Raw genomic sequence first — 20907 nt, 5'->3', positions numbered from 1 at the left:
CCTCCTTAGTATCGCAGATATCCGCCTATTATGTATAGTATACTAGATTTTTGCTAATTTTGCACTATTAATTATAAAAAATCAGAAAAATAAGAAAAAAGTAAATTTTGTTGCAAATGCATCTTTTGAATGTTAAAATAAGGCCTGCAGCAACTACATCACGAAAGGATGAAACATATGCGATTACGCCACATCCAGGGTGCCGAGGAAACCATTGCCTCCAGCCCATTTGTCATTCAGGAACCAAAACAGCACCGCGGCACATGGAACCAGGTATTCGGCAGCAGCAGCCCCCTTGAAATCGAGGTGGGAATGGGGAAAGGCCGTTTCATCATGGAAAAAGCATCCGCTAACCCGGATATCAATTATATAGGAATCGAACGCTATTCCAGCGTCCTGCTGCGGGGACTACAGAAACGCAGCGAAATGGACCTTGAAAACATTTACTTTATGCGCATCGACGCCAAGGACATGGCGGAAATCTTTGCCCCCGGCGAAGTGGACCGGATTTATCTGAACTTTTCAGACCCATGGCCAAAGGACCGTCATGCCAAGCGCAGGCTTACATCTCCTGTCTTTATGTCTGTGTACGACAAAATTCTGGCTCCCCGGGGAGTCGTTGAATTCAAGACCGATAACCGCGGACTCTTTGAATATTCCCTGGAATCCATACCCTCTGCCGGCTGGGAGATTACAGAGCATACCTTTGATCTTCACAACAGCACCATGGCAGAAGGCAATGTGATGACAGAGTATGAGATGAAGTTCGCCTCCGAGGGCAAGCCTATCTGCAAGCTCATTGCCCGGCGGACAGGCACCCGCGGCCAGGACCCTGCATAGAATACAGGTAAAGGATACCATCAGGAGGCGGACAACATGGCACTCCCTCCGGGAATCACCAAAAAGCTCCTCCAGGCCACCAGCGATAAGACGGATTTAAACAAACAGGCCCTCCGGTTCAACCGTTCCTTCAAGGAAGTGGGCAAACTCCTGGGCTCCGGTTCAGCCAAGGCCAAAAAGGATAAGGACAAAAAATGACATCCCAAAAAGGACATATCCGTCCAGCCGCCTGTTCCCAAGGGTACAGGCGGCTGCGGACACAGGGATTCCGAAAGGGGCTCCCATCAAAAAAGCCATGAAACTCCCAACGAAAAATTTTTCCACAGAATTTTTTCTCGAAAAGTGTTGACATTTTGCTTTTTAGGCGATATAATGGCGAACGTGCTGTTGAGACAGCCGCAAAACAAAATAAGGAAATGCGCCTTTAGCTCAGTTGGTAGAGCAGTAGACTCTTAATCTATTTGTCCAGGGTTCGAGTCCCTGAAGGCGCACTAAAAGGTCTGATTTTGCAGATATTGGAAGCTGCGGGGTCGGACTTTTTTGTTGTCCGCTTTTAGTTTAAAATCAGGGAGACTGAGCACGTCCTCCTCCCCGATGATTCCGCTGGTATTTATGGAGATAAGGTAGCTTATGACCTGTTCCATCTGTTTAAAATTTCCCGGCCATGAATGGTTCCTGAGCATGGTAAGGGCCATCGGCGCCTGCTATGCGGCCCTGTACGTTATCAGCAATTCAGCCGAGGGAATCAATCCCAACCGGGATATGAAATGCAGTATCTGTGTCATGGCCAGCGGCATGCTTGCCGCCATAGGCGGAGCCTACCTGTCCATCGGGGATATCAACATGTTCAGCAAGAACATGGTATCCGGCAGGGGATATACTGCCCTGTCCATGGTCATCCTTGGGAACCGGAAGCCGCTGTGGGTGGCTCTGGGAGGACTGGTGTACGGATTTGCCCAAAGCCTCCAGTTCGGGCTGCAGGGTGTCAACGTTCCGCCTCATCTGGTACAGATGCTGCCCTATATCCTGACCCTAACCTTCCTGTTTTATCCCGAACTGAAGGAGGCTGCCTATAAAATCTCCCGCATCATGGGTGAAAGCATCAAATCAGACCAAATCAGGGGAAGGACACTGCCGGATATCATGGAAAACAACCAGCCCATTGCCCAGAGGGGCGGATACGCCTTTGAGGAGGCGGTGGAAGCCGATGATTTATAGAATGAACTTTTTTCGAAAAAATTATTGACATTTTTCTTAAAACGCATTATAATAGTGGACGTGTCACTAAAAGAAACAAATGAATCACATGCGCCTTTAGCTCAGTTGGTAGAGCAGTAGACTCTTAATCTATTTGTCCAGGGTTCGAGTCCCTGAAGGCGCACTAAAAGGTCTGACTTTGCAGATACGGAAAGCTGCGGGGTCGGGCTTTTCTTTGTTATATAAAACTTATCCCACACTATCATGCAGGAGGAATCATGAAATATTTACACCGAACCGCCGGAATCATAACCGCATTTTGCCTGATGATTATTCTTTTTATCACGTCCGTGGAGGCAGTGGTATACTGGACGCCCGATTATTTTGAAAAGGAATACGCCAAATACAACGTGCTGGACAGCCTGCCGTCCATGACCATGAACGACCTTCTCCATGTGACGGATGAGATGATGGATTATCTCAGAGGAGACAGGGACGACCTTCACGTCACCACGACCATGGGCGGGGAACAGAGGGAATTCTTCAATGAACGTGAGATTGCCCACATGGAGGACGTGCAGGTCCTTTTCCTGAAGGCCCTGTCCATCCGCAGAGCATGTCTGGTCCTTGGCGCCGGTCTCCTCATCCTCATGGCTGCCACCAGAGCCAGGATGGGGCGGGTCCTTCCGCCTTCCCTGTGCATGGGGACAGGACTGTTTTTTGGGCTGATTACAGTCCTCGGGCTCATCATATCCACTGATTTCACCAAATACTTCATTCTGTTCCACCACATCTTCTTCACCAACGACCTGTGGATTCTGGACCCTGCCACGGATATGCTCATCAACATTGTTCCGGAAGGCTTCTTTATGGATACGGCTGCCCGCATTGCCCTGCTGTTTGGTTCCCTGTCCCTGGTCCTCTTTGGAGTCTGCCTGCTCCTCACCGTGAGAAACCGCAGGAAAGAAGGTTGAGTGGACACAGCTTCAAAAATAACGCCCCTCTCCAGCCTTTACTTGAAGCCGTAAATCCTTTATACTGTATCTTAGCAAAGAAGTGAATGGAGAATATTTGGATGAAGCGATTCCTTATGTTGTTTATATGTCTATGCCTGTGCGCCGGACTTTTCCCCATGACAGCAGCGGCAGCCCCCCAATGGCCCTCCGATGTGTCCATCCAGGCCGACGCAGGCATTGTCATGGACTCCGACACCGGGACAGTGCTCTATGGAAAGAACATGGACCAGCCCTATTATCCTGCCAGTATCACCAAGATACTGACAGCCCTGATTGTGCTGGAACAGTGCGACCTGAACGAGATGGTCACATTTTCCCATGACGATGTATACAATGTGGAGGCCGGAAGCAGCAGCGCCGGCATTGACGAGGGAGATGTCCTGACAGTGCGGGACTGCCTCTACGCCCTGATGCTGGCCTCTGCCAATGAGAGCGCCAACGCCCTGGCCTGTCATGTAAGCGGCTCCAGGGAGGCATTTGCCCAGCTGATGAACGAGAAGGCGCAAAGCTTGGGCTGCACGGGAAGCCATTTTAACAATCCCAGCGGCCTGAATGACGAGAACCACTACACCACGGCCCACGACATGGCCCTGATTGCCAGTGCCGCCATCCAGAACCCGGAATTCCTTACCATCAACGGCACCCGCAGCTACCAGCTGGCCCCCACCAAACGCACCCCGGAAGGCGGCTATGTGGCCAACCATCACAAGATGTTAAATAAAAACGAAGCCGTATACTATCCCGGCGCCTTTGCGGGCAAAACAGGCTACACCTCCCTGGCAGGCAACACCCTGGTCACCTGTGCCAAAAAAAATGACATGACCCTGATTGCAGTGGTGCTCAACGGCCACCAGTCTCATTATTCAGATACCAAGACTCTCTTTGACTTTGGATTCCGCAATTTCCAGTCCCTGCGGACTGTTGATTACGAGACCAGGTACAAGTCCCTGGAAAATGACATGACCATAGCGGGCATGACCTCAGGCGACAGCATATCCCTGGAGCTGGACCGGGGCGGCCGCGTGGTGATACCCAGGGACGCCGACTTCACGGACACCCAGTCCGCTCTTACCTATGATTTGGACGGCAGCCATCCCCAGACAGCCATTGCCTGTATCCGCTATACGTATAATGACAGGCCGGTGGGTTCCGTGTACCTGTGTTCTCCCGGATTGAAGGGAAGCGCAGTCTCCCTGACGTCCCAGGATGCCTCCGGGGCTTCTGCTGTTTCCATGGACCAGAACGGGGAGACAGATGTTCCTGCCCCTTTGGATTCCTCAGGTCCCGGAGACGCTTCCGGTCTCCAGGATGGGCCGGAAGCACCGTCTCACGCAGAAGCTCCCCACGGGCAGCAGCCGTCCCCAGGCCCTGCCCCCCGCCAGGATATCACCTCAAAGGAAGGAACCGCCGCCAGCATCCGGATTCCCGCCAACACCCTGGCCATCCTGGGGATTGCATTTTCTCTGGCTGTCATCATTGCTGTTGTGGCGGCTGTGAAGATTCATGTGCGCAAGAAGGAAGAAGAAGATTTATACCTCAGACGCCAGCGAAGGCTGGAACGCCTGGAAGACATCGGCTTTTCCTCCACCGATTTTGAAAAGCTGGTGGCCCAGCGCCGCATCTCCTCCTCTCCTCTGGGAGAAAAAGGAAAAAAAGGCAGGGGACGGAGGCGCAAAAAATCCTTTTTCCGTTGAACTTCCCCCTGGCATACGCTATAATGAAAATTGTTAATTTATCTATGCAGCCGGAATGCATCCAATGCCAACAGGGGAATATGTAATGAAATCATTCCATATAAATAAAACCGACCTTAAGGCTGCTGCCATAAATCTGGTAAGGAATCTGCCCATTACCATCGAATATATGGCTGCGGCCACTTTAATTTCCACCATATTTTTTCACTTCAGCAACAATGTGACAAATATATCCATCATATACACCCTGGCCATCATCATGATTGCCCGTGCTACCAGCTGCTACGGCGCCGGCATCCTGGCCTCTCTTTTTGGTGTGTTCTGGGTAAATTTTGCCTTTACCTACCCTTACCTGACACTGAATTTCACCATGTCCGGTTACCCCATCACCTTCCTGGGCATGGCCCTCATATCCAGCCTGTCCAGCAGCATCTGCATCATGATTACCAAGCAGAATGTCCAGCTTCAGGAAAAAGACCGCATGCTGCTCAATGCGGAAAAGGAAACCATGAGGGCCAACCTGATGCGGGCCATGTCCCACGACCTGCGCACTCCCCTGACCAGCATCATTGGTTCCAGCTCCACGTACCTGAGTCAGGAGGAATATATGTCCCCTGAAGAAAAACGGAAGCTGGTCAGGAACATAGAAGAAGATGCCCAATGGCTTCTCAACATGGTGGAAAACCTGCTTTCAGTCACCAGGATCCAGGACGAAAAAGGCGTAGCCTCAGTGGCCAAGGCAGACGAATCCCTGGAAGAGGTCATATCAGATTCCGTGCGGCGGTTCAGGAAACGGTTCCCGGATGTCCAGGTGCGGGTCAGCATTCCAGATTCCGTCATCATAATACCCATGGATGCGACCCTGATAGAACAGGTAATCAATAACCTTCTGGAAAACGCCCTGTTCCATTCCGGCACCAATGAACCCATTGATCTGGTGGCCGCCGCCGAAAAAAGCGGACTCTCTGTCTCCATTAAAGATTACGGCAAAGGGATTGCCCCCGATCTGCTGGATACGATTTTTGACGGCGGAGGCACGTCGGAAAACCACACAGGAGACGGACACAAAGGAATGGGAATCGGTCTTAGCATCTGCAAAACCATCATCAATGCCCACGGAGGCGAAATCCACGCCGGCAATCACCCGCGGGGCGCCCAGTTTACATTTACCTTACCAGATTGGAGGGAATACTAAAACATGAATACCAAAGCCAACATCATCATCATCGAAGACGAGAAGAACATCTGCAACTTCATAGAGACCGTCCTGTCCCCCCAGGGCTACCAGGTTACCAGCGCCTATACCGGAACAGACGGGCTGAAGCTCATCGAGTCCCTTAAGCCAGATGTGGTACTCCTGGATCTGGGTCTGCCGGACATGGACGGCCTGGAACTCATACAAGAGGTCAGGTCCACCAGTACCCTGCCCATTATCGTGATTTCCGCCAGGACTCTGGAGCGCAGCAAGGTGGCTGCCCTGGACCTGGGAGCAGATGACTACCTCACCAAGCCCTTTGGCACGGCTGAATTGCTGGCCCGCATCCGCACAGCGCTGCGGCACAGCCAGAGAGCGGCCGGCACACAGAGCCTTAAATATGAAGTAGGGAATCTTCTCATTGACTTTGAACGCCGCCTGGTAAAGGTAAAGGGGCAGGATGTCCATTTGACCCAGATTGAATATAAGCTGGTTTCCCTGCTGGCCCAGAACGCCGGAAGGGTCATGACCTATGAGAGCATAATTTCCAAAATATGGGGACCGTTCGCGGACAGCGACAACCAGATTCTGCGTGTGAACATGGCCCATATCAGAAGGAAGCTGGAGGAAAATCCGGCTGAGCCCCAGTACATATTTACAGAAATCGGGGTCGGCTACCGGATGCGCGAGGAATAGCGCCGAATAAAAAGACGTTCAAAAAAGGACCGCCGGAGCGGTCCTTTTTCTAATTCAGATTCCCTAGAAAATATCTGCCCAATCCTTCCAGAAAATACTGTCCCGCCACAGCGCCCTGATCCGGAACGCCCTTGGCTTTGGCTGAAAACACAGCTGCCTTTCCATACTTAGGAAGCATATCCTCGGTTGCTTTTACGCCTTCCTTTGCGCCCTCTGCCGCCCTTCGGAGCATGGCCCCCATATCAGCACCCTCTGCGCAGGCTTCCTGGGCCTTCTTTGCCCCGGCATCCACCGCATCCAGGATGGTACGGTCCCCCAGATGGCATTTTCCGCGATGTGCAATCCCTCTGGCAAAACCAGCGAGGAAATCCGCCAGCTCTTTTGGCCCCATTTCTCCTTTTTTGCCAATGGCCTTTCCGCCTTCCATGATTCCGCTGGACATCAGGGTCCCCATAGTGGACGGAACCAGACCAGCCATTTTCATGCCTGCCTTCATGAGCGTTTTTCCAATATCTCCTTCCGCCTCATTATCCCGTATCAGCTGGGGCAGGGCCCCAAAACCTTTCTGCATGGTCAGGCCCAGGTCCCCGTCCCCCATTCTGGCATCCATCTCGCAGAGCTCTTCCTTTTTCTCCCCAAAGATATCCGCCGCGCCCTGAAAGAGCTCCGGAAGTTCATGGCATGTAATCCGATCCATTCTTTTTCCTCCTTAACCAACCAGTTAAATATTCCCGGTTAAACCTGGGTATAAAACGGCGTATGGACAGGCATGTCAATCCACTGCTTCATCTCCTGATCCGCCATGCGGCAGATGGATATGGAGGCTCCGGCCATCTCCATACTGGTGGCATACTCCCCTACAAAGGTTCGGTACACCCTGATTCCCTTTTCTTCCAGAAGGCGGTGCACACTTCCCGACAGAATGTAGAGCTCCTCCTGGCTGGTGGCTCCCAGGCCGTTAATCAGCACGCAGACCTCCTCACCCGGATTCAGGGGCATATCTTCCAGGATCTCTCCCACTGATTCCTCTGCCAGCTCATCCGCTGTCTTAACCGGTCCGTTCCACACGCCGGGCTCACCGTGGATTCCCATGCCAAAGGCCATCTCGTCCTCTGCCAGGGTAAAGTTGGAATGGCCGATTTCCGGGATAACGCAGGGCGTCAGGGCAAAGCCCGCGGTTCTGGTATTTTCCTTTGCCTTTTCTGCCGCGGCCAGCACCTCCTCCAGCGTTCCCATCCGGGCTGCCCTGGCTCCGGCGCACTTATACATAAAGAAAATTCCGGCTACTCCGCGGCGCACCTGGGCGTCCTTATTGGAGAGCACATCGTCCGCCCCCACAATGCTGGCAGTCCTGATATCATCCATGTCCAGCATCTCTGCCGCCATATCAAAGTTCATAATGTCCCCTGTATAATTCCCATAGAGGAACAGGACTCCTGCACCGGCTTCCGCTTCCTTGGCCACATTGTAAATCTGCTCCGAGGACGGCGACTGGAACACACCGCCAACGCCACAGCCGTCCAGCAGGTTCTCCCCCACATATCCAAGAAACAGCGGCAGATGCCCGGTGCCTCCGCCGGTAATGATAGCCACCTTTCCCTGTTTCTTCTTTGCCGTACAGTAGCAGCGGAGGTCATCCTCCACATATTTCACCATGTCCGGGTGGGCAGCGTAGATTCCGAGCAGCATGTCGTCTGTATAGTGTTCCGGGGCATTGATAATTTTTTTCATTGTTCTGTCCTCCTAAAGAATGATTTCTTTTGGATAAGCCCACTTCTGCAGCTCCTCCACAGGCAGGGCATGTGGTTCGGCCCCGTTTCCGGCGGCCAGGGTGATGTAATACATCTCCGCAATTTCCTCCACGTACTGGGCCTTTAAAAATGCCGCGTCCATGTCCTTGTCTGCTGCAATGGCTCCGTGGCTCTCCATGAGGCAGCAGTCATACTCCTTCATCACCTCAGCCACCTTCCGGGCCAGGTCCACGGTTCCTGCCCTTCCATAAGGAGCCACGGGGACCGTTCCCGTCTTACCCAGGTAGGCGCACTCATAAACAATGGGCATAATAGGCTTGTTCATGATGGAAAACGCCGTTGAATAACGGGCGTGGGTGTGCACGATTGCCCGGATATCTTTTCTTTCCTTATAAATATACAGGTGCATCATGGCCTCGCTGGACGGCTTGACCTCCGCCGCCCTCTCGATTACCTTACCCCAAAGGTCCATGACACAGACATGTTCCGTTCCCAGTACATCCCTGGCCACGCCGCTGGGCGTAATCACCACATACCCTGTCTCCGGGTCAAATATGCTGAAATTGCCTGATTTGTGCCTGCACATGCCGAGGCGCTCCGCCTCCTTTGCCACTGCAACCACCTGCTCCTTTAATGTCTCAAGCATGTAAAATCCCTCCGCTCTGCCTCTACAGGCAGCCTTTTTGTATCATGATGCAGGCGTAAAATGCCGTCTCTGAGGTGGACACCACCGCATAGGCATCCTTTGCCGCATCATAGAACGCGAACCGGTCCAAAAAACCAACCGCATCAGCGCCGCGTTCGTCATGTTTTGCCACAATATCCGTAAACTCGTCCCAAACCGGGCACTCCAGGTCACGGTGCATTTCCATTTTATCCATGATTGTGACGGGTTTCTCCACAAAGCCGTCCAGGGGCATCAATTGCAGGATGGCGTCCAGCATATCTGTGGCCCGGTGCCCGTCGCACCGGATGTTAATATGATTCTTCTCTGCCGCGATGGATGCAGCCGGAAAATTAGCATCCCCGATAACCAGGGTGTCTCCGTGTCCCATCTCATGCAGGACCTTCAACAGCTCAGGCGATATGCTTGCAGGTACTCCACTCAGCATATGCTTACCTCCCTATTCCCAAGGACTCAAACGCCTTGTCATATGGCGCGTGGCACATTCCCTTCTCCGTGATGATGCCTGTAATCAGGGAGTGGTCGGTCACATCAAAGGCCGGATTATATACATTGATTCCTTCCGGAGCCATGCGCTCCTTATACCACATCTCTGTCACCTCATCAGGGCTTCGCATCTCAATGGGAATCTGATCGCCTGTCAATGTATCCATATCAATGGTGGAGGTGGGCGCGCACACATAGAAGGGGATTCCATAGTGCTTTGCCAGAATGGCCACGCCGCTGGTTCCTATTTTATTGGCGGCATCGCCGTTTCTGGCCACCCGGTCGCAGCCCACAAAGATAATGTCAATCTTTCCTGATTTCATCAGTATGGACGCCATATTGTCGCACTGCAGGGTGGTGGTGATACCCGCATTATAGAGTTCAAAGGAGGTGAGGCGGGCGCCCTGGAGAAGGGGCCTTGTCTCATCACAGTAAACATGCATGGCTGTTCCGGGCCATCCCTTTTCCAGGGCAATATACATGGGAGCCGTAGCTGTCCCATACTTGGCCGTGGCCAGTGTGCCTGCATTGCAGTGGGTCAGGATACCTATTTCCCTGCCCTCCTTTTTGAGCTCCTTCAGCAGCCCAAAGCCAATTTCTCCGATACCGCGGCTGATTTGGATATCCTCCTCCCGAATCTTATCCGCCTCCTCAAAGAGCAGCTCCTTGATTGCGGTCACGTCCCTTTCCTTATTGGCCGTAACAGCCGCCTCCATACGGTTCAGCGCCCAAAACAGATTGACAGCCGTTGGCCTGGACGATGCCAGATAATCCTTCAATTCCTTAAACCGGCTGTAAAACGCGTCGTACTGGTCCCCGGCAATGCCGGATGCCAGCAGGGCTATTCCATAGGCAGCCGCAGCGCCGATTGCAGGGGCTCCGCGGACTCTCAGCTTCTTGATTGCCTCCCATATTTCCTCTTTTGTATTCAGATTGATACGCTTAATGGTGCCCGGAAGAAGCGTCTGGTCTATGATGTCCAGCGAGCTTCTGTCCTCTCTCATTCTGACCGTAATCACCTGGTCAAAAAATTCCTCAACCGTCATGGTTTTTATGCCTCCTTCTCTACTTAACCTGTGTAATCCCTCATGTCCCAACCGGCCTTAAAGCGTCTTTTGGGCTGCTTCCTTTGCCCTTAACACTGCCGCAGCGTAATCAGCCCCGGTCCTAAAGGAGCCCTGGTTCATAATATAATCCTTGCCTGCCAGTATATTGATGCGCTCCGCAAGGAGGCGTTTCGTTTCATCCTGAATGGCGGTCACATCCACTACATTGGCCATGCCCACGGTCCTGCGGTGCAGCTCCGTGCCTGCATAACCGGCGGTATCCTTAAGGATTCCGCCAAAATACCACTCCTTAAAGCCCTTTACCTTAGCCATTGGCTCTGTCACTGCCTCGTCATACTTCCTGCTGAACTTTTCAATAAAGAGATCCACTGTCTCCTCAATGGTCTTAAGGCACCAGTCGCAGAATGGTCCGTCGTCCGCGGAAAGTCCGTTGTCATATGCGAATATCAGGTTGGCCACCACATTGCCCACATCATAGCCCATAGGCGCATAGGTTCCGAATTCACAGTCAAATATCTTTGTTGAATCCTGGCGGATAAAGATGGATCCCGTGTGAAGATCGCCGTGCAGAAGCGCCTGGGCATCTGTCATAAACCGGAATTTAAGCTTGCTCACCTCCAGGCGGAGCGCCTCGTCCTCATAGAGCTCCTTCTTCACAAAATCCCGGTTGGGCGCATACACATTGTTCCTGTCATACAAATCCATATATGGCTCCATGAGCACAAGTTTTTCCGTGATATCACAGAGGTCCGGAGAAATGAACTTTTTTACCAGCTCTTTCTTCTCCTTGTGGTCCATAACCACATCGCTGCTCAAAAGAAGGGTGTTCACCATAAAGGTGGATACGTCCTCAGCGAATCTTGGGAAGGTCTCATGCTTTAACATGGCGTCGCGCATGACCGCATAATCAGAGCAGTCCTCCATGCCGCAGGCGCACATGACGGTGTCAAAGAAATACACATGAGGTACCATTCCCGGCGCATACTGGTCCTCCAGCATGAGTATTTCGGACTCCAGGCGGTTTCTGTCCCTGGATGGTTTTATGTCCTTGGATATCCTGGCCTCGGATCCGGCCTGTTTGATGTAGATGGAATGTCCCTTGCCGTCCCATACACGATACACATAGTTCAGGTTGCCATGGGAAGGAGGAACCACTGCCTCCATAGAATCGCGGTCCCATGGAATTTCCGTGGCTTTCTCCAGCGTATACTCAATGACATCCCCCACGTTCATCTGAAAATAATGATCAAATCTTGACATATGTAGTAACCTCCTGATTAATCTTCTTTCTTAGATGCATAAGCTGCAATAAGCGCAAGTGCCAGGACAGAGCCCTTCACTGCCGGCAGAACATAGAACGGAACCGCACAGATGGTAAGGCCGTTCTCCAGTGTGGAAACCAGCATGGCTCCTATCATGGTTCCCAGTGCATTAGGCTTCTCAGCGCCGCCCACGGTACGTCCGACGAAAACAGCTGCCAGTGACGGCATCAAATAGTTATCGCAGCACATAACCTGTGCAGAGCTTCCCCTGGATGCCACCAGGATACCGCCGACGGCGATGAACACGGCTGTAATCATACCGGCCAGATAGCGGTATTTCTTTACATCGATACCGGACAGCTTTGCAGCTTCCTTATTGCCGCCCATAGCGTAGAGATACCGTCCGTGCTTGGTAAAGTTGAGGAAAAGATAGGCCACAAGCACACAACCCAGCATGATGATAATGATCCACGGAGCGCGTCCAATGGCTGAAAATGATTCTGAAAGCGCGGTACGTGCAGGTGCCGCTCCCCAGGAAGTCTTCATGCCGGTGGAGACAGCGCCTCCGCCTATATACCACTGGCCGATTCCCTGATGGACAAACATCAGGGCGCAGGTGGCAAGCATATCCGGAATCTTGCAGACAAGAATCAGGAACATGGTCAGCTGGTACATAACCAGAGTAGCCAGAATACAGATAAGAATTGACATTCCCAACGACTGTCCCAGCCAGAGATACGCAGACACAAACACATAAGCAGAACAGCTGGCCAGTGTTCCGGCTGACATATCAAAACCATCCGGCGCCATGGTGATGGTGGCCGCTATACCAAACACCGTATTAATAGCCATTGCCCTGAGAATATTTACCATGTTGCTTGTTGACATAAAGGAATTGCCCTTATAGGCTGTAAACGCAATAAAGCAAACAAGCAATGCCAGGACCGCAGCCCAATCCACTAAAAACCTCTTAATATTTGTACGACTTTTCATCGCTACCGTATCCCTCCTGTCTATTATTTCCCGTTCTTATTGTCTTTCCCGCCAACTGAGTAGAACATGATTTCGTCCTCCGTGGTCTTAGCGGTTTCCAGCTCTGCCATGACCGTACCGTTGTACATGACATACATGCGGTCCGTGAGAGACAGCAGCTCCGAGTTTTCACAGGAAGCATAGATAACACAGTTTCCCTGTTTCGCAATTTCATTGATCAAATGGAAAATGTCCTGCTTTGCCCCCACATCCACTCCCTTTGTGGGCTCGTCAAATATGTATACATCGCAGTCCGCCGCAAGCCATTTTCCCACCGCCACCTTCTGCTGGTTGCCGCCGGAAAGATTCTTGACCTGCTGCCTCACGCTGGGCGTGGAAATTCCAAGGTCCTTTACAAACCGCTTCGCATTGTCGTCCACTTTCCGCCTGCGGATAAAGGGGCCTGTACAGAACCTGGAAAGACATGCCGCCGATAAATTAAAGCTTACATTCTCATTTACCAGGACCCCCTCCTTACGCCGTTCCTCCGGCACCAGGGCCATCCGGTTCTTTACTGCCCCGGAAGGATTTGCTATCTTTAATTCCTTGTTTTTCAGGAGAACCTTTCCGCCTGTCTTTTTATATGCGCCGAAGACGGTCTTGCAAAGCTCGGATTTCCCGGCTCCCACCAGGCCGGCTATTCCTACCACCTCGCCCTTTTTCACCTGTATGGACACGTCCTTTACCTTGCCGCCTGCGCCGGACAGGTTTTCTGTCCGAAACAGCACCTCGCCAATCTGGCAGGCTTCCTTTGGGAAGTTCTCCTCGAACTTGCGTCCCAGCATCTTCTCCACGATTTCTTTTGTGGTAGTCTCCCCTGTAACCGGAGTGGTGTCAATCATCCTGCCGTTTCGCATTACCGTGTAATTCTCGCAGACCTCCAGGATTTCATTTAACCGGTGGGAAATAAAAAGAATCGCAATATTTTCCGTTTCATGTAAATGCTTGACAATCCGGAACAGCTCCTCTGTCTCGGTATTGCTTAAAGGCGCGGTCGGCTCGTCAAGAATCAGGAAATTACATTCCGACCGAATGGCCTTGGCTATGAGCACCATCTGCTTCTGGGCCAGGGACAGGTTCTGCACCAGTTCATGCTCATCCACCTGATCGCGGCCGATATGCAGCCGGTCCAGGGCCTCGCGCCCCTGCTTATATACTTTTTTCCAATTTACGATATAGCCGCTCTTTCCCATGACCATATCGTTCTGTAAAATGTTCTCCGCAACTGATAAGGTAGGATACAGAGCCATATCCACTTCCTGATACACAATCTGGATTCCCAGTTTCTTGGCATCCACCGGCGTCCTTACCTCCACCTTTTTTCCATTCAGCAAAACTTCTCCGGTATACGTGGAGTTTGCCCCTGCCAGCACCTTCATCAAAGTTGATTTCCCTGCGCCGTTGGCACCCACGACTGCCCGGATTTCACCGGTGGACACTTCAAAGTTAATGTCGTCAAGTGCTTTGACGCCCGGAAATTCAATGGAAACATGTTTCGTTTCTAATCTAATCCTATCCATGGAGTCCCTCTTTTCAGCGATACAATCTTCTTAAAAAAGAGAAACGCAGGCCAAAACCCGCGCTTCCCCCAAAAACGATTGCCTGTGGTTTTGTGTTCAAAAGAAAACCTCGTTTTTTACTGGCCGCTTATTTGTGAATCAAATCCTTTGGCATCCAGTCTGCGGCAGACAGATAATCCAGATTTCCGTAAGTTTCGCCGGCAATATTGCCCAGGTTCTCAACGGTGGAATCTGACTTAAGTGCATCTGCCTTGATTGCGGTGCCGGGAACCTCAACTACATCCACGCCGCTCTCGCCGGTTGCAGGGTCAAAAATCTTATCATACTGGTCTGCCAGCTCCAGCATCAGGATACGCATGCCAATCTCGCCGTTCATGGTCCAGTCGGTTGTTCCTGCTGCGGTCCAGATGTCAGGACGGGTCTGCATGTTGGTTACGTCAACCGGGTCAATATCAACAGATGCCATGGGAAGAGCGTCGCCGTTCTTGCCGTTAAAGTTGTCATTCTCAGCAATTGCGTTGTAAACGCCCTGGCCGTACAGGTCATAGTATGCGATGATGCCGTCCACATCCGCCCTGTTTACGCCCTGCAGATATGCAGCAGTCACTGTGTTAGCCGAGTCAACGGAATCCTGAAGAGGCTGTACCTCGCCTACGGTAACAATCTTACCGGCAGCCTCATACTCCTGCCAGCCAACCTCGCGGCGGTCAAACGGGCTGTTGTAGTTAGGACCTCTCCAAACCTTAATCAGGCGGACGCCCTCGCCGTACTTTTCAATCATCTGGTCCAGAAGTACGGTTACCAAGGACTTATCCTGCTGGAACATCTGGGTAACGCCCGGAAGCTTCTGATACGCTCCGTCGGAGTAGAACTGTGTGTCAAAGGCAACAATCTTCATATCCGGATACTGCTCTGTGATTTCCTTAAGGAATACATAAGAGCCGTCCTGGTTGCCGTGGCTGACCAGCAGTCCGTCATAACCTGCGGATGCGCAGGTACGGATGGTATCCTGCCACTTGTTGAAGTCACCGTCACAGAAGAAGAAATCAAACTTTACATCCAGGGCATCGCAAAGAGATGCACAGGAATCTTTCCACATCTGAAAGATGGTTGCGGATGGCAGAAGCATGATATAGGCCACTTTCTTACCTGCCACCGGGTTCTCTGCTGCAGCCGGCGCCGCCGTGGTGTCTGCCGCTGCCTCTGCTGCCGTGGTCTCCGCAGCCGCCGCAGCGGTGGTTTCTGCCGCCTCAGTCTCTGCTGCCGTGGTGGATGAACCTCCCGAGCCGCCGCAGCCTGCCAGCAAGGATGCTGCCATAGCTACCGCCGCAATTACACTGACCACTTTTTTCATTTTTTCATTGTACTCTTTCCTCCTTTTTTGTTATTGATATTGTTTACTAAACAATATGTGTACCTCGTTTTTTGTGTTAACTAAATAGTACAACGTTTTTTCTTCAATGTCAATATATTATTGGTATTTTTGTTATTATTTTTCGTTTAATATTATTTTTATTGTGCATTTTAATTGTACCAATCAATAAACAGCCGTTTTTTATCCTTCCTGTATTTGTTTTTGTTTAGTAAACATTCAATTTTTTATATTGAATTGACCCGGTTTCAACCCTGTGTTATAATTCAAACTATAGTATGATTAGTAAATCACATGGATTGTTCAATGATGTTTAATTTGACCTCTGCAATCCGGAAAGAGAGATTTCATATGACCGTCAGAGAGCTGGCCAAGCAGATTGGCGTTTCGCCCGCAACCATTTCTATTGTGTTAAACGGGAAAAAGGGAGTCAGTGAGGATACGCGAAAGAAGGTGTTGGACGCAGTAAAAGCCTGCCAGTACACGCCTCCTGCCCGCAAGCCCAAAAGCGGCAAGAACGTACTCCTGGTAAAATACTATAAAAGCGGTATGCTGGTGGAGGAAAATCAGGGATTCATTTCCATGATCATTGATTCCATCGAGGAACAGCTCCGCGCGGAGCAGCTGGGCATGACCATGACCGTGGTCAAAACCGGCTTAAAGTCAGCCCTTGATTCCATTGATTACAGCAAATACTGCGGGATGTTCCTCATTGCAACCGAGGTGATGCGGGATGAATTCTCAGCCCTTGATTCCATTCCCATCCCATTTGTGGTGGTGGACAACACAGTCCCCAACCATTACTGTAGCAGTGTATGCATGAACAATGCCGAAAATGTCTACATTGCCCTCCAGTACTGTAAAGAATGCGGACATACCGAACTGGGCTACCTGGGCAGTACCACAGGAGCAGAAAACTTTAATGAACGGCACGTAGCCTTTCTCAGATATGTAAAAGAATTGAATTTTCAGTTTAACCCTAAAAATGAGTTTCGTGTAAAACCTACCATGTTGGGGGCCCATGACGATTTTTTCAGAATACTGGATCAGAACCCGGTGCTTCCCTCCTGCTTTTTTGCGGAAAACGACACCATTGCCCTGGGCGCCATGAAAGCCCTGAAGGAAAAAGGGTATAAAATTCCCAATAACGTATCCCTGATTGGCTTTGACGATATCCCCTATTCCTCTATCAGCTCCCCCACACTGACCACCATCCATGTGCAGAGGAAGATAATGGGAAAGCAGTCAGTCACCCAGCTGATGCAGCTGATAGAGGATCCCCGGTTCATGCCCATGAAAACCCAGATTACGGGAAAGCTGGTGGAACGCTCCAGTGTGAAACATCTGGCATAATCAAAAAACCCGGCCTCTCAAACCAGAGGGACCGGGAGACTGTGGTTAATCACCTGCTCCGTTTCTTCTTATGAAACCTTATCCGATTGATTCTGTTTGCTTCTCCCCTTCAGGGGCTTTAAAGCCTCCTTGTGATGGGCCTTGGCACTGCGCTTTTTCCGGCTGTCCTCCTTCCTCTGGACCAAAAGCTCCACATCCTGGGCATCCGCCATTTTTGCCGTCTTCACAGCATAAAAGCGGTCATCCTCTGACTTTTTTACCCTGATTTTCCCCTTCACAACCCCATGCTCCGGGCATACGGCCAGGCAGAAATAAAATCTCTGTCCGTAAGGAAACCATCTGAGCTTCTTGCGCAGCATCCTGTTGCATTTCACGCATTTCATATCTGTTATATCCTTATCTTTAAGGATGTCTTCCCTGGAGTCAAATTCTCTGGACACATACTTGGAGTATTCCGGAAAATACAGCCGGTATTCCTCGGCCTTATTCCTGGGAAGTCCGTAATAATCCACCGACACGTAGGTACCATAAGTCTCCATGTCCAGAGCCGAAAGGATACGGCCGGTATAATAGGCATCATCCAGCGCCCGGTGAAACGGCCTCTCCTCTTCCATTTCCTGAAGCTGTACCGCCATATCAAGGGATACCTTGTTTTTTCCGTCCCCGTACTGGAGGCAGTAAAGCTTCTGAATATCCAGATAAAGAAGGGGCCTGGGAAACGGGTTGGGAAGCTTATGATAAGCCATATTCCTCTGAAGCTCCGTCAAATCCATGGAGCCCCAGGTACAGAAGCAATACTCCTCCTCACCGCACCATGCAAGGAAACGGTTCATAACCACATCAAAGGGTTCTCCCTCCTGGCGCAGCTTTGCCATATCCATGTGTGTCACTTCCGATATCTTAAAATGCATCTTTTTATAAACCTTGGGCCGGATCAGCTTGTGAAACGTTCCTGTCTCTTCAAAATTCCCGTTCAGCTTTACTGCTCCGATTTCTATGATTTCAAAAGGAAGATGCTCCACCGAATCTTCCTTTCCATTGGGACTCTGGTTCCATTCCAAATCAAAAACAATGTAATTCATCTTTTCATCCTGTCACTATACAATCTCAATTTACCTACCTATCTTACCATATCGGAAAGAATATGGAAAGGGGCTTTCTATGTCATTGATTCCCAGTATTGCCAATTCTGCATCTGTATCCTACGCTCTATTTTCACCTCATGCCGCCGACGTAATATATGACGGTTAGCGCCTTCCGGTTGCTGCCTTCCCATTGCATTTTTAAATGTTAACCAAAATTTGCTTTTATGTTGACAATTTGCCGTACACTATCTATAATAAGTAAAATGTAATGGTAAATTTCAGAGAGGAGCCCAATATGATGAAACTCATACAAGCCGCCTGCCAATGGGGACAGAAGGATTTTGACGGGTGGGTGATTGGAAAGGCCCGGTACTGTCTCCACAGCCGGTCGGAACCCGCATCCTGTGAATCCATCCCGAAAAAGGCTGCTCCCGGATATGTCCTGTTGGAAACCACTGCATATGATGCAGGCCGTCTGCCCTGCCGGTCTCTTGAAATATGCCTGGTGGACATTAATGTTCTCCGGAATACCGGAAATGTCAAGGGGGCCAGGTGTATGCCGGGACAACTGACCATGACCTTTCTTCCGGAAGACCTTAAGAGCTTCCTGTCTGCTTCCGGGGATACCAACCCGATTCACTATGGACCAAATGCAGTCGTTCCCGGCCTGTGGATACTCAGCCGGCTGGAGGAATTGTACGGCTCCCACAGCCCTGCCGAGACCCTTTCCATACGATTCCTGCACCCCGTCCATACAGGAGGCTCTGTCCGCCTGATACAAAATAACAACATGGTAACAGGAACCGTGGGCAGTACCACCTGTTTTACCATGACCATCCACTCACCAGATCAAACTTAAAAACGGAGGTAATCATGAATCAGAAATTTAATACTGTAGAACTCACCAAAATGGCCCTGCTGACCGCATTAATATGTGTTTCCGCTTACATTGTCATCCCTCTTCCATTCACGCCGGCCAGTCTTACGGCCCAGACCCTGGTTGTCAATCTCATTGCACTGCTCCTGACTCCCAGGCAGGCAGTTTTTACCATGGTCGTGTATATTCTTCTGGGTCTGACCGGTCTGCCTATATTCTCCGGCGGCATGGGCGGTCCCGGAAAGCTGTTCGGCCCAACAGGCGGCTATATCATGTCATGGATTCCGGCTGTCATGCTCATGTCATGGTTAAAGGGAAAAAATTACAGCTTTAAGCGGTATTGTCTGGTGACCATTCTGGTTGGAATGCCTGTGATTTATCTGATAGGAAGTGCCTATATGAAATTCATAACCGGAATGGACTGGACAGCCACCTTCACAGCCGCCGTAATCCCATTCATTCCCCTTGATATTTTTAAATGCTTTGCCGCCGCCCTGATTGCGAAGCCGGTGCAGATAAGTCTGTCAAACGCCCAGCGGACCCGTTAGGAGGCTTTCATGGACAAGGTATTCATACTTGGAGGGCTGCGCAGCTATATCGGCGTAAGAAACAGCGCATACCGCCATGTACCCGCCGAGCATCTGGGCGCCGCCGTGTTAAAGGAGCTGACCGCCCGGTATCAGCCGTCAAAAATTGATATGATTATCTGCGGCAACTGTGTGGGAGGAGGGGGCAACATTACCCGTCTCATGGCCCTGGAGGCAGGACTTTCGGAATCCATTCCTTCCGTTACAGTGGACCTTCAGTGCGCTTCCTCCCTGGAAGCCGTCATAACAGCCGCGGCCAGGATACAGAGCGGTCTGGCTGATCTGGTGATTGCCGGAGGTTTTGAAAGCAGTTCCACTCAGCCCCTGCGCAGCTATAACCCTAACCATCCATATGTCTCCTCCCATACTGATAATCCTTCCGGCAATCCGGCTGACATACATGACGGCAGTCCGGCTGACAATAGCGATGTCCGCAGAACGGGGCTTTCCCTGACGTACAGCACCGCCAAATTTATTCCCGGCCCGCACCGTGAGGACGTAATGCTGCAGGGTGCGGAAAAGACAATATGCCATTACCATATAAGCCCCGGAGAAATGGACGCCTGGGTGCTGGAAAGCCACAGGCGGGCGTACAAAGCTGCCCGTGAAGGCCTTCTTGACAGCATAACTGTCCCTGTATACGGACTTGACCATGATGAGGGAATCCGGCCCCGCCTGAACCAGCGCCTGCTGGACCGGCTGCCCTGTGTCCTGAGGGATGGCCGGTATCTCAATGCCGCCAATGCCTGTACCATGAATGACGGGGCTGCCTTTCTTCTTCTCTGTTCAGAACCGTATCTGAAAAAGCACAAACTCTCTGCCCGTTTCCGCCTTGCAAATGCCTGTACGGTTGGGGCTGACCCACTTATGAGCCCTGCCTCCGTGCTTCCTGCTGTCAAAGGTCTTTTGGAACGCAGCGGACTCTCCATGAATGACATAGGAGCCATTGAGTGCAATGAGGCGTTTGCCGCTATTGATGTTCTAATGAACCGGGCTTATCCGGATCAAGCCTCCCGTTATAATCAGCTGGGCGGCGCCCTGGCCTACGGGCATCCCTATGGGGCTTCCGGCGCCATTATTCTTCTCCATCTGATGAAGTCCATGGAACTGTCAGAAAGCAGCCGTGGCATCTGCTGCGCGGCTGCCGCAGGCGGTATCGGAAGCGCCATTCTTCTGGAACAGTAAACAGCAT

At 51.2% G+C, this 20907-nt stretch carries 22 protein-coding genes and 2 tRNA genes; 13 read left to right on the top strand and 11 right to left on the bottom strand.

Annotated features, from left to right (window positions below; all coding sequences use genetic code 11):
- Positions 1–177 precede the first annotated feature (177 nt).
- The 3 genes from trmB to LA360_RS19385 all read left to right on the top strand — a co-directional run bounded on the left by trmB (position 178) and on the right by LA360_RS19385 (position 1331).
- Complete coding sequence (trmB, locus tag LA360_RS19395) at positions 178–840, top strand: tRNA (guanosine(46)-N7)-methyltransferase TrmB (RefSeq protein ID WP_022203461.1); 663 nt, start codon at positions 178–180, stop codon at positions 838–840.
- A gap of 36 nt (positions 841–876) precedes the next feature.
- Positions 877–1038, top strand: coding sequence for a hypothetical protein (locus LA360_RS19390; RefSeq protein WP_002566414.1), 162 nt, complete (start codon positions 877–879; stop codon positions 1036–1038).
- 220 nt (positions 1039–1258) lie between these two features.
- Positions 1259–1331 (top strand) — tRNA-Lys (locus LA360_RS19385).
- On the opposite strand, the gene LA360_RS19380 is transcribed toward LA360_RS19385, so the two are convergent.
- Positions 1332–1484, bottom strand: a complete 153-nt coding sequence (locus LA360_RS19380; protein ID WP_166433692.1) for a hypothetical protein — start codon at positions 1482–1484, stop codon at positions 1332–1334.
- Between LA360_RS19380 and LA360_RS19375 the strand changes: the two genes are divergently transcribed.
- The 6 genes from LA360_RS19375 (at position 1471) to LA360_RS19350 (ending at position 6638) form a co-directional block, all read left to right on the top strand.
- Positions 1471–2058, top strand: coding sequence for an ABC transporter permease subunit (locus LA360_RS19375; protein ID WP_225537618.1), 588 nt, complete (start codon positions 1471–1473; stop codon positions 2056–2058). The genes LA360_RS19380 and LA360_RS19375 overlap by 14 nt on opposite strands.
- A 90-nt stretch (positions 2059–2148) precedes the next feature.
- Positions 2149–2221 (top strand) — tRNA-Lys (locus LA360_RS19370).
- 94 nt (positions 2222–2315) lie between these two features.
- Positions 2316–3011 carry a TIGR01906 family membrane protein gene (locus tag LA360_RS19365; RefSeq protein WP_112481484.1) on the top strand — a complete coding sequence of 232 codons (696 nt, stop codon included), beginning with the start codon at positions 2316–2318 and terminating at the stop codon, positions 3009–3011.
- 101 nt (positions 3012–3112) lie between these two features.
- Positions 3113–4747 (top strand): D-alanyl-D-alanine carboxypeptidase family protein, encoded by a 1635-nt coding sequence (locus LA360_RS19360; RefSeq protein WP_022203464.1) that lies wholly within the window; start codon positions 3113–3115, stop codon positions 4745–4747.
- Between the two features lie 85 nt (positions 4748–4832).
- On the top strand, positions 4833–5942 hold the full coding sequence (locus LA360_RS19355; protein ID WP_170321115.1) for a sensor histidine kinase: 1110 nt from the start codon (positions 4833–4835) through the stop codon (positions 5940–5942).
- A gap of 3 nt (positions 5943–5945) precedes the next feature.
- Positions 5946–6638: a response regulator gene (locus LA360_RS19350; protein ID WP_022203465.1), complete on the top strand. Its 693-nt coding sequence runs from the start codon at positions 5946–5948 to the stop codon at positions 6636–6638.
- Between the two features lie 49 nt (positions 6639–6687).
- On the opposite strand, the gene LA360_RS19345 is transcribed toward LA360_RS19350, so the two are convergent.
- The 9 genes from LA360_RS19345 to LA360_RS19305 all read right to left on the bottom strand — a co-directional run bounded on the left by LA360_RS19345 (position 6688) and on the right by LA360_RS19305 (position 15795).
- Positions 6688–7335 (bottom strand): dihydroxyacetone kinase subunit L, encoded by a 648-nt coding sequence (locus LA360_RS19345; RefSeq protein WP_022203466.1) that lies wholly within the window; start codon positions 7333–7335, stop codon positions 6688–6690.
- A 38-nt stretch (positions 7336–7373) separates the two neighbouring features.
- Positions 7374–8369, bottom strand: coding sequence for a dihydroxyacetone kinase subunit DhaK (locus LA360_RS19340; protein WP_022203467.1), 996 nt, complete (start codon positions 8367–8369; stop codon positions 7374–7376).
- Between the two features lie 12 nt (positions 8370–8381).
- A complete protein-coding gene (locus LA360_RS19335) occupies positions 8382–9035 on the bottom strand; it encodes a class II aldolase/adducin family protein (protein ID WP_002593851.1) in 654 nt (217 codons plus the stop codon).
- Between the two features lie 22 nt (positions 9036–9057).
- Positions 9058–9501, bottom strand: coding sequence for an RbsD/FucU family protein (locus LA360_RS19330; RefSeq protein WP_022203468.1), 444 nt, complete (start codon positions 9499–9501; stop codon positions 9058–9060).
- 4 nt (positions 9502–9505) lie between these two features.
- Positions 9506–10606, bottom strand: coding sequence for an S-methyl-5-thioribose-1-phosphate isomerase (gene mtnA / locus LA360_RS19325; RefSeq protein ID WP_022203469.1), 1101 nt, complete (start codon positions 10604–10606; stop codon positions 9506–9508).
- Between the two features lie 57 nt (positions 10607–10663).
- Positions 10664–11887: an S-methyl-5-thioribose kinase gene (gene mtnK / locus LA360_RS19320; protein ID WP_022203470.1), complete on the bottom strand. Its 1224-nt coding sequence runs from the start codon at positions 11885–11887 to the stop codon at positions 10664–10666.
- A 17-nt stretch (positions 11888–11904) separates the two neighbouring features.
- Positions 11905–12882 carry an ABC transporter permease gene (locus LA360_RS19315; RefSeq protein WP_022203471.1) on the bottom strand — a complete coding sequence of 326 codons (978 nt, stop codon included), beginning with the start codon at positions 12880–12882 and terminating at the stop codon, positions 11905–11907.
- A 23-nt stretch (positions 12883–12905) separates the two neighbouring features.
- Complete coding sequence (locus LA360_RS19310) at positions 12906–14441, bottom strand: sugar ABC transporter ATP-binding protein (protein ID WP_022203472.1); 1536 nt, start codon at positions 14439–14441, stop codon at positions 12906–12908.
- Between the two features lie 127 nt (positions 14442–14568).
- Positions 14569–15795: a substrate-binding domain-containing protein gene (locus tag LA360_RS19305; protein WP_112481483.1), complete on the bottom strand. Its 1227-nt coding sequence runs from the start codon at positions 15793–15795 to the stop codon at positions 14569–14571.
- A gap of 324 nt (positions 15796–16119) precedes the next feature.
- On the opposite strand from LA360_RS19305, the gene LA360_RS19300 reads away from it, so the two are divergent.
- Positions 16120–17166: a LacI family DNA-binding transcriptional regulator gene (locus tag LA360_RS19300; RefSeq protein ID WP_002585385.1), complete on the top strand. Its 1047-nt coding sequence runs from the start codon at positions 16120–16122 to the stop codon at positions 17164–17166.
- 68 nt (positions 17167–17234) lie between these two features.
- Here the strand turns inward: LA360_RS19300 and LA360_RS19295 are convergent, their stop codons facing one another.
- Positions 17235–18248 carry a 3'-5' exonuclease gene (locus LA360_RS19295; RefSeq protein WP_022203474.1) on the bottom strand — a complete coding sequence of 338 codons (1014 nt, stop codon included), beginning with the start codon at positions 18246–18248 and terminating at the stop codon, positions 17235–17237.
- A 298-nt stretch (positions 18249–18546) separates the two neighbouring features.
- Here LA360_RS19295 and LA360_RS19290 point away from each other — a divergent pair, with 298 nt between their 5' ends.
- From LA360_RS19290 to LA360_RS19280, 3 genes are read left to right on the top strand one after another with little or no spacing between them, the layout of a single operon-like run.
- Positions 18547–19110: a hotdog family protein gene (locus LA360_RS19290; protein ID WP_057571273.1), complete on the top strand. Its 564-nt coding sequence runs from the start codon at positions 18547–18549 to the stop codon at positions 19108–19110.
- Between the two features lie 14 nt (positions 19111–19124).
- Positions 19125–19676: a biotin transporter BioY gene (locus LA360_RS19285; protein WP_022203475.1), complete on the top strand. Its 552-nt coding sequence runs from the start codon at positions 19125–19127 to the stop codon at positions 19674–19676.
- Positions 19677–19685: 9 nt separating this feature from the next.
- Complete coding sequence (locus LA360_RS19280) at positions 19686–20900, top strand: acetyl-CoA C-acyltransferase (RefSeq protein ID WP_022203476.1); 1215 nt, start codon at positions 19686–19688, stop codon at positions 20898–20900.
- The last annotated feature ends 7 nt before the right edge of the window (positions 20901–20907 follow it).

It is taken from the genome of Enterocloster clostridioformis (assembly GCF_020297485.1).
In the GTDB taxonomy this organism is placed as follows: domain Bacteria; phylum Bacillota; class Clostridia; order Lachnospirales; family Lachnospiraceae; genus Enterocloster; species Enterocloster clostridioformis.
Note: the sequence above shows the minus strand (reverse complement) of the source record. Positions and strands in the feature narration are given on the sequence as shown.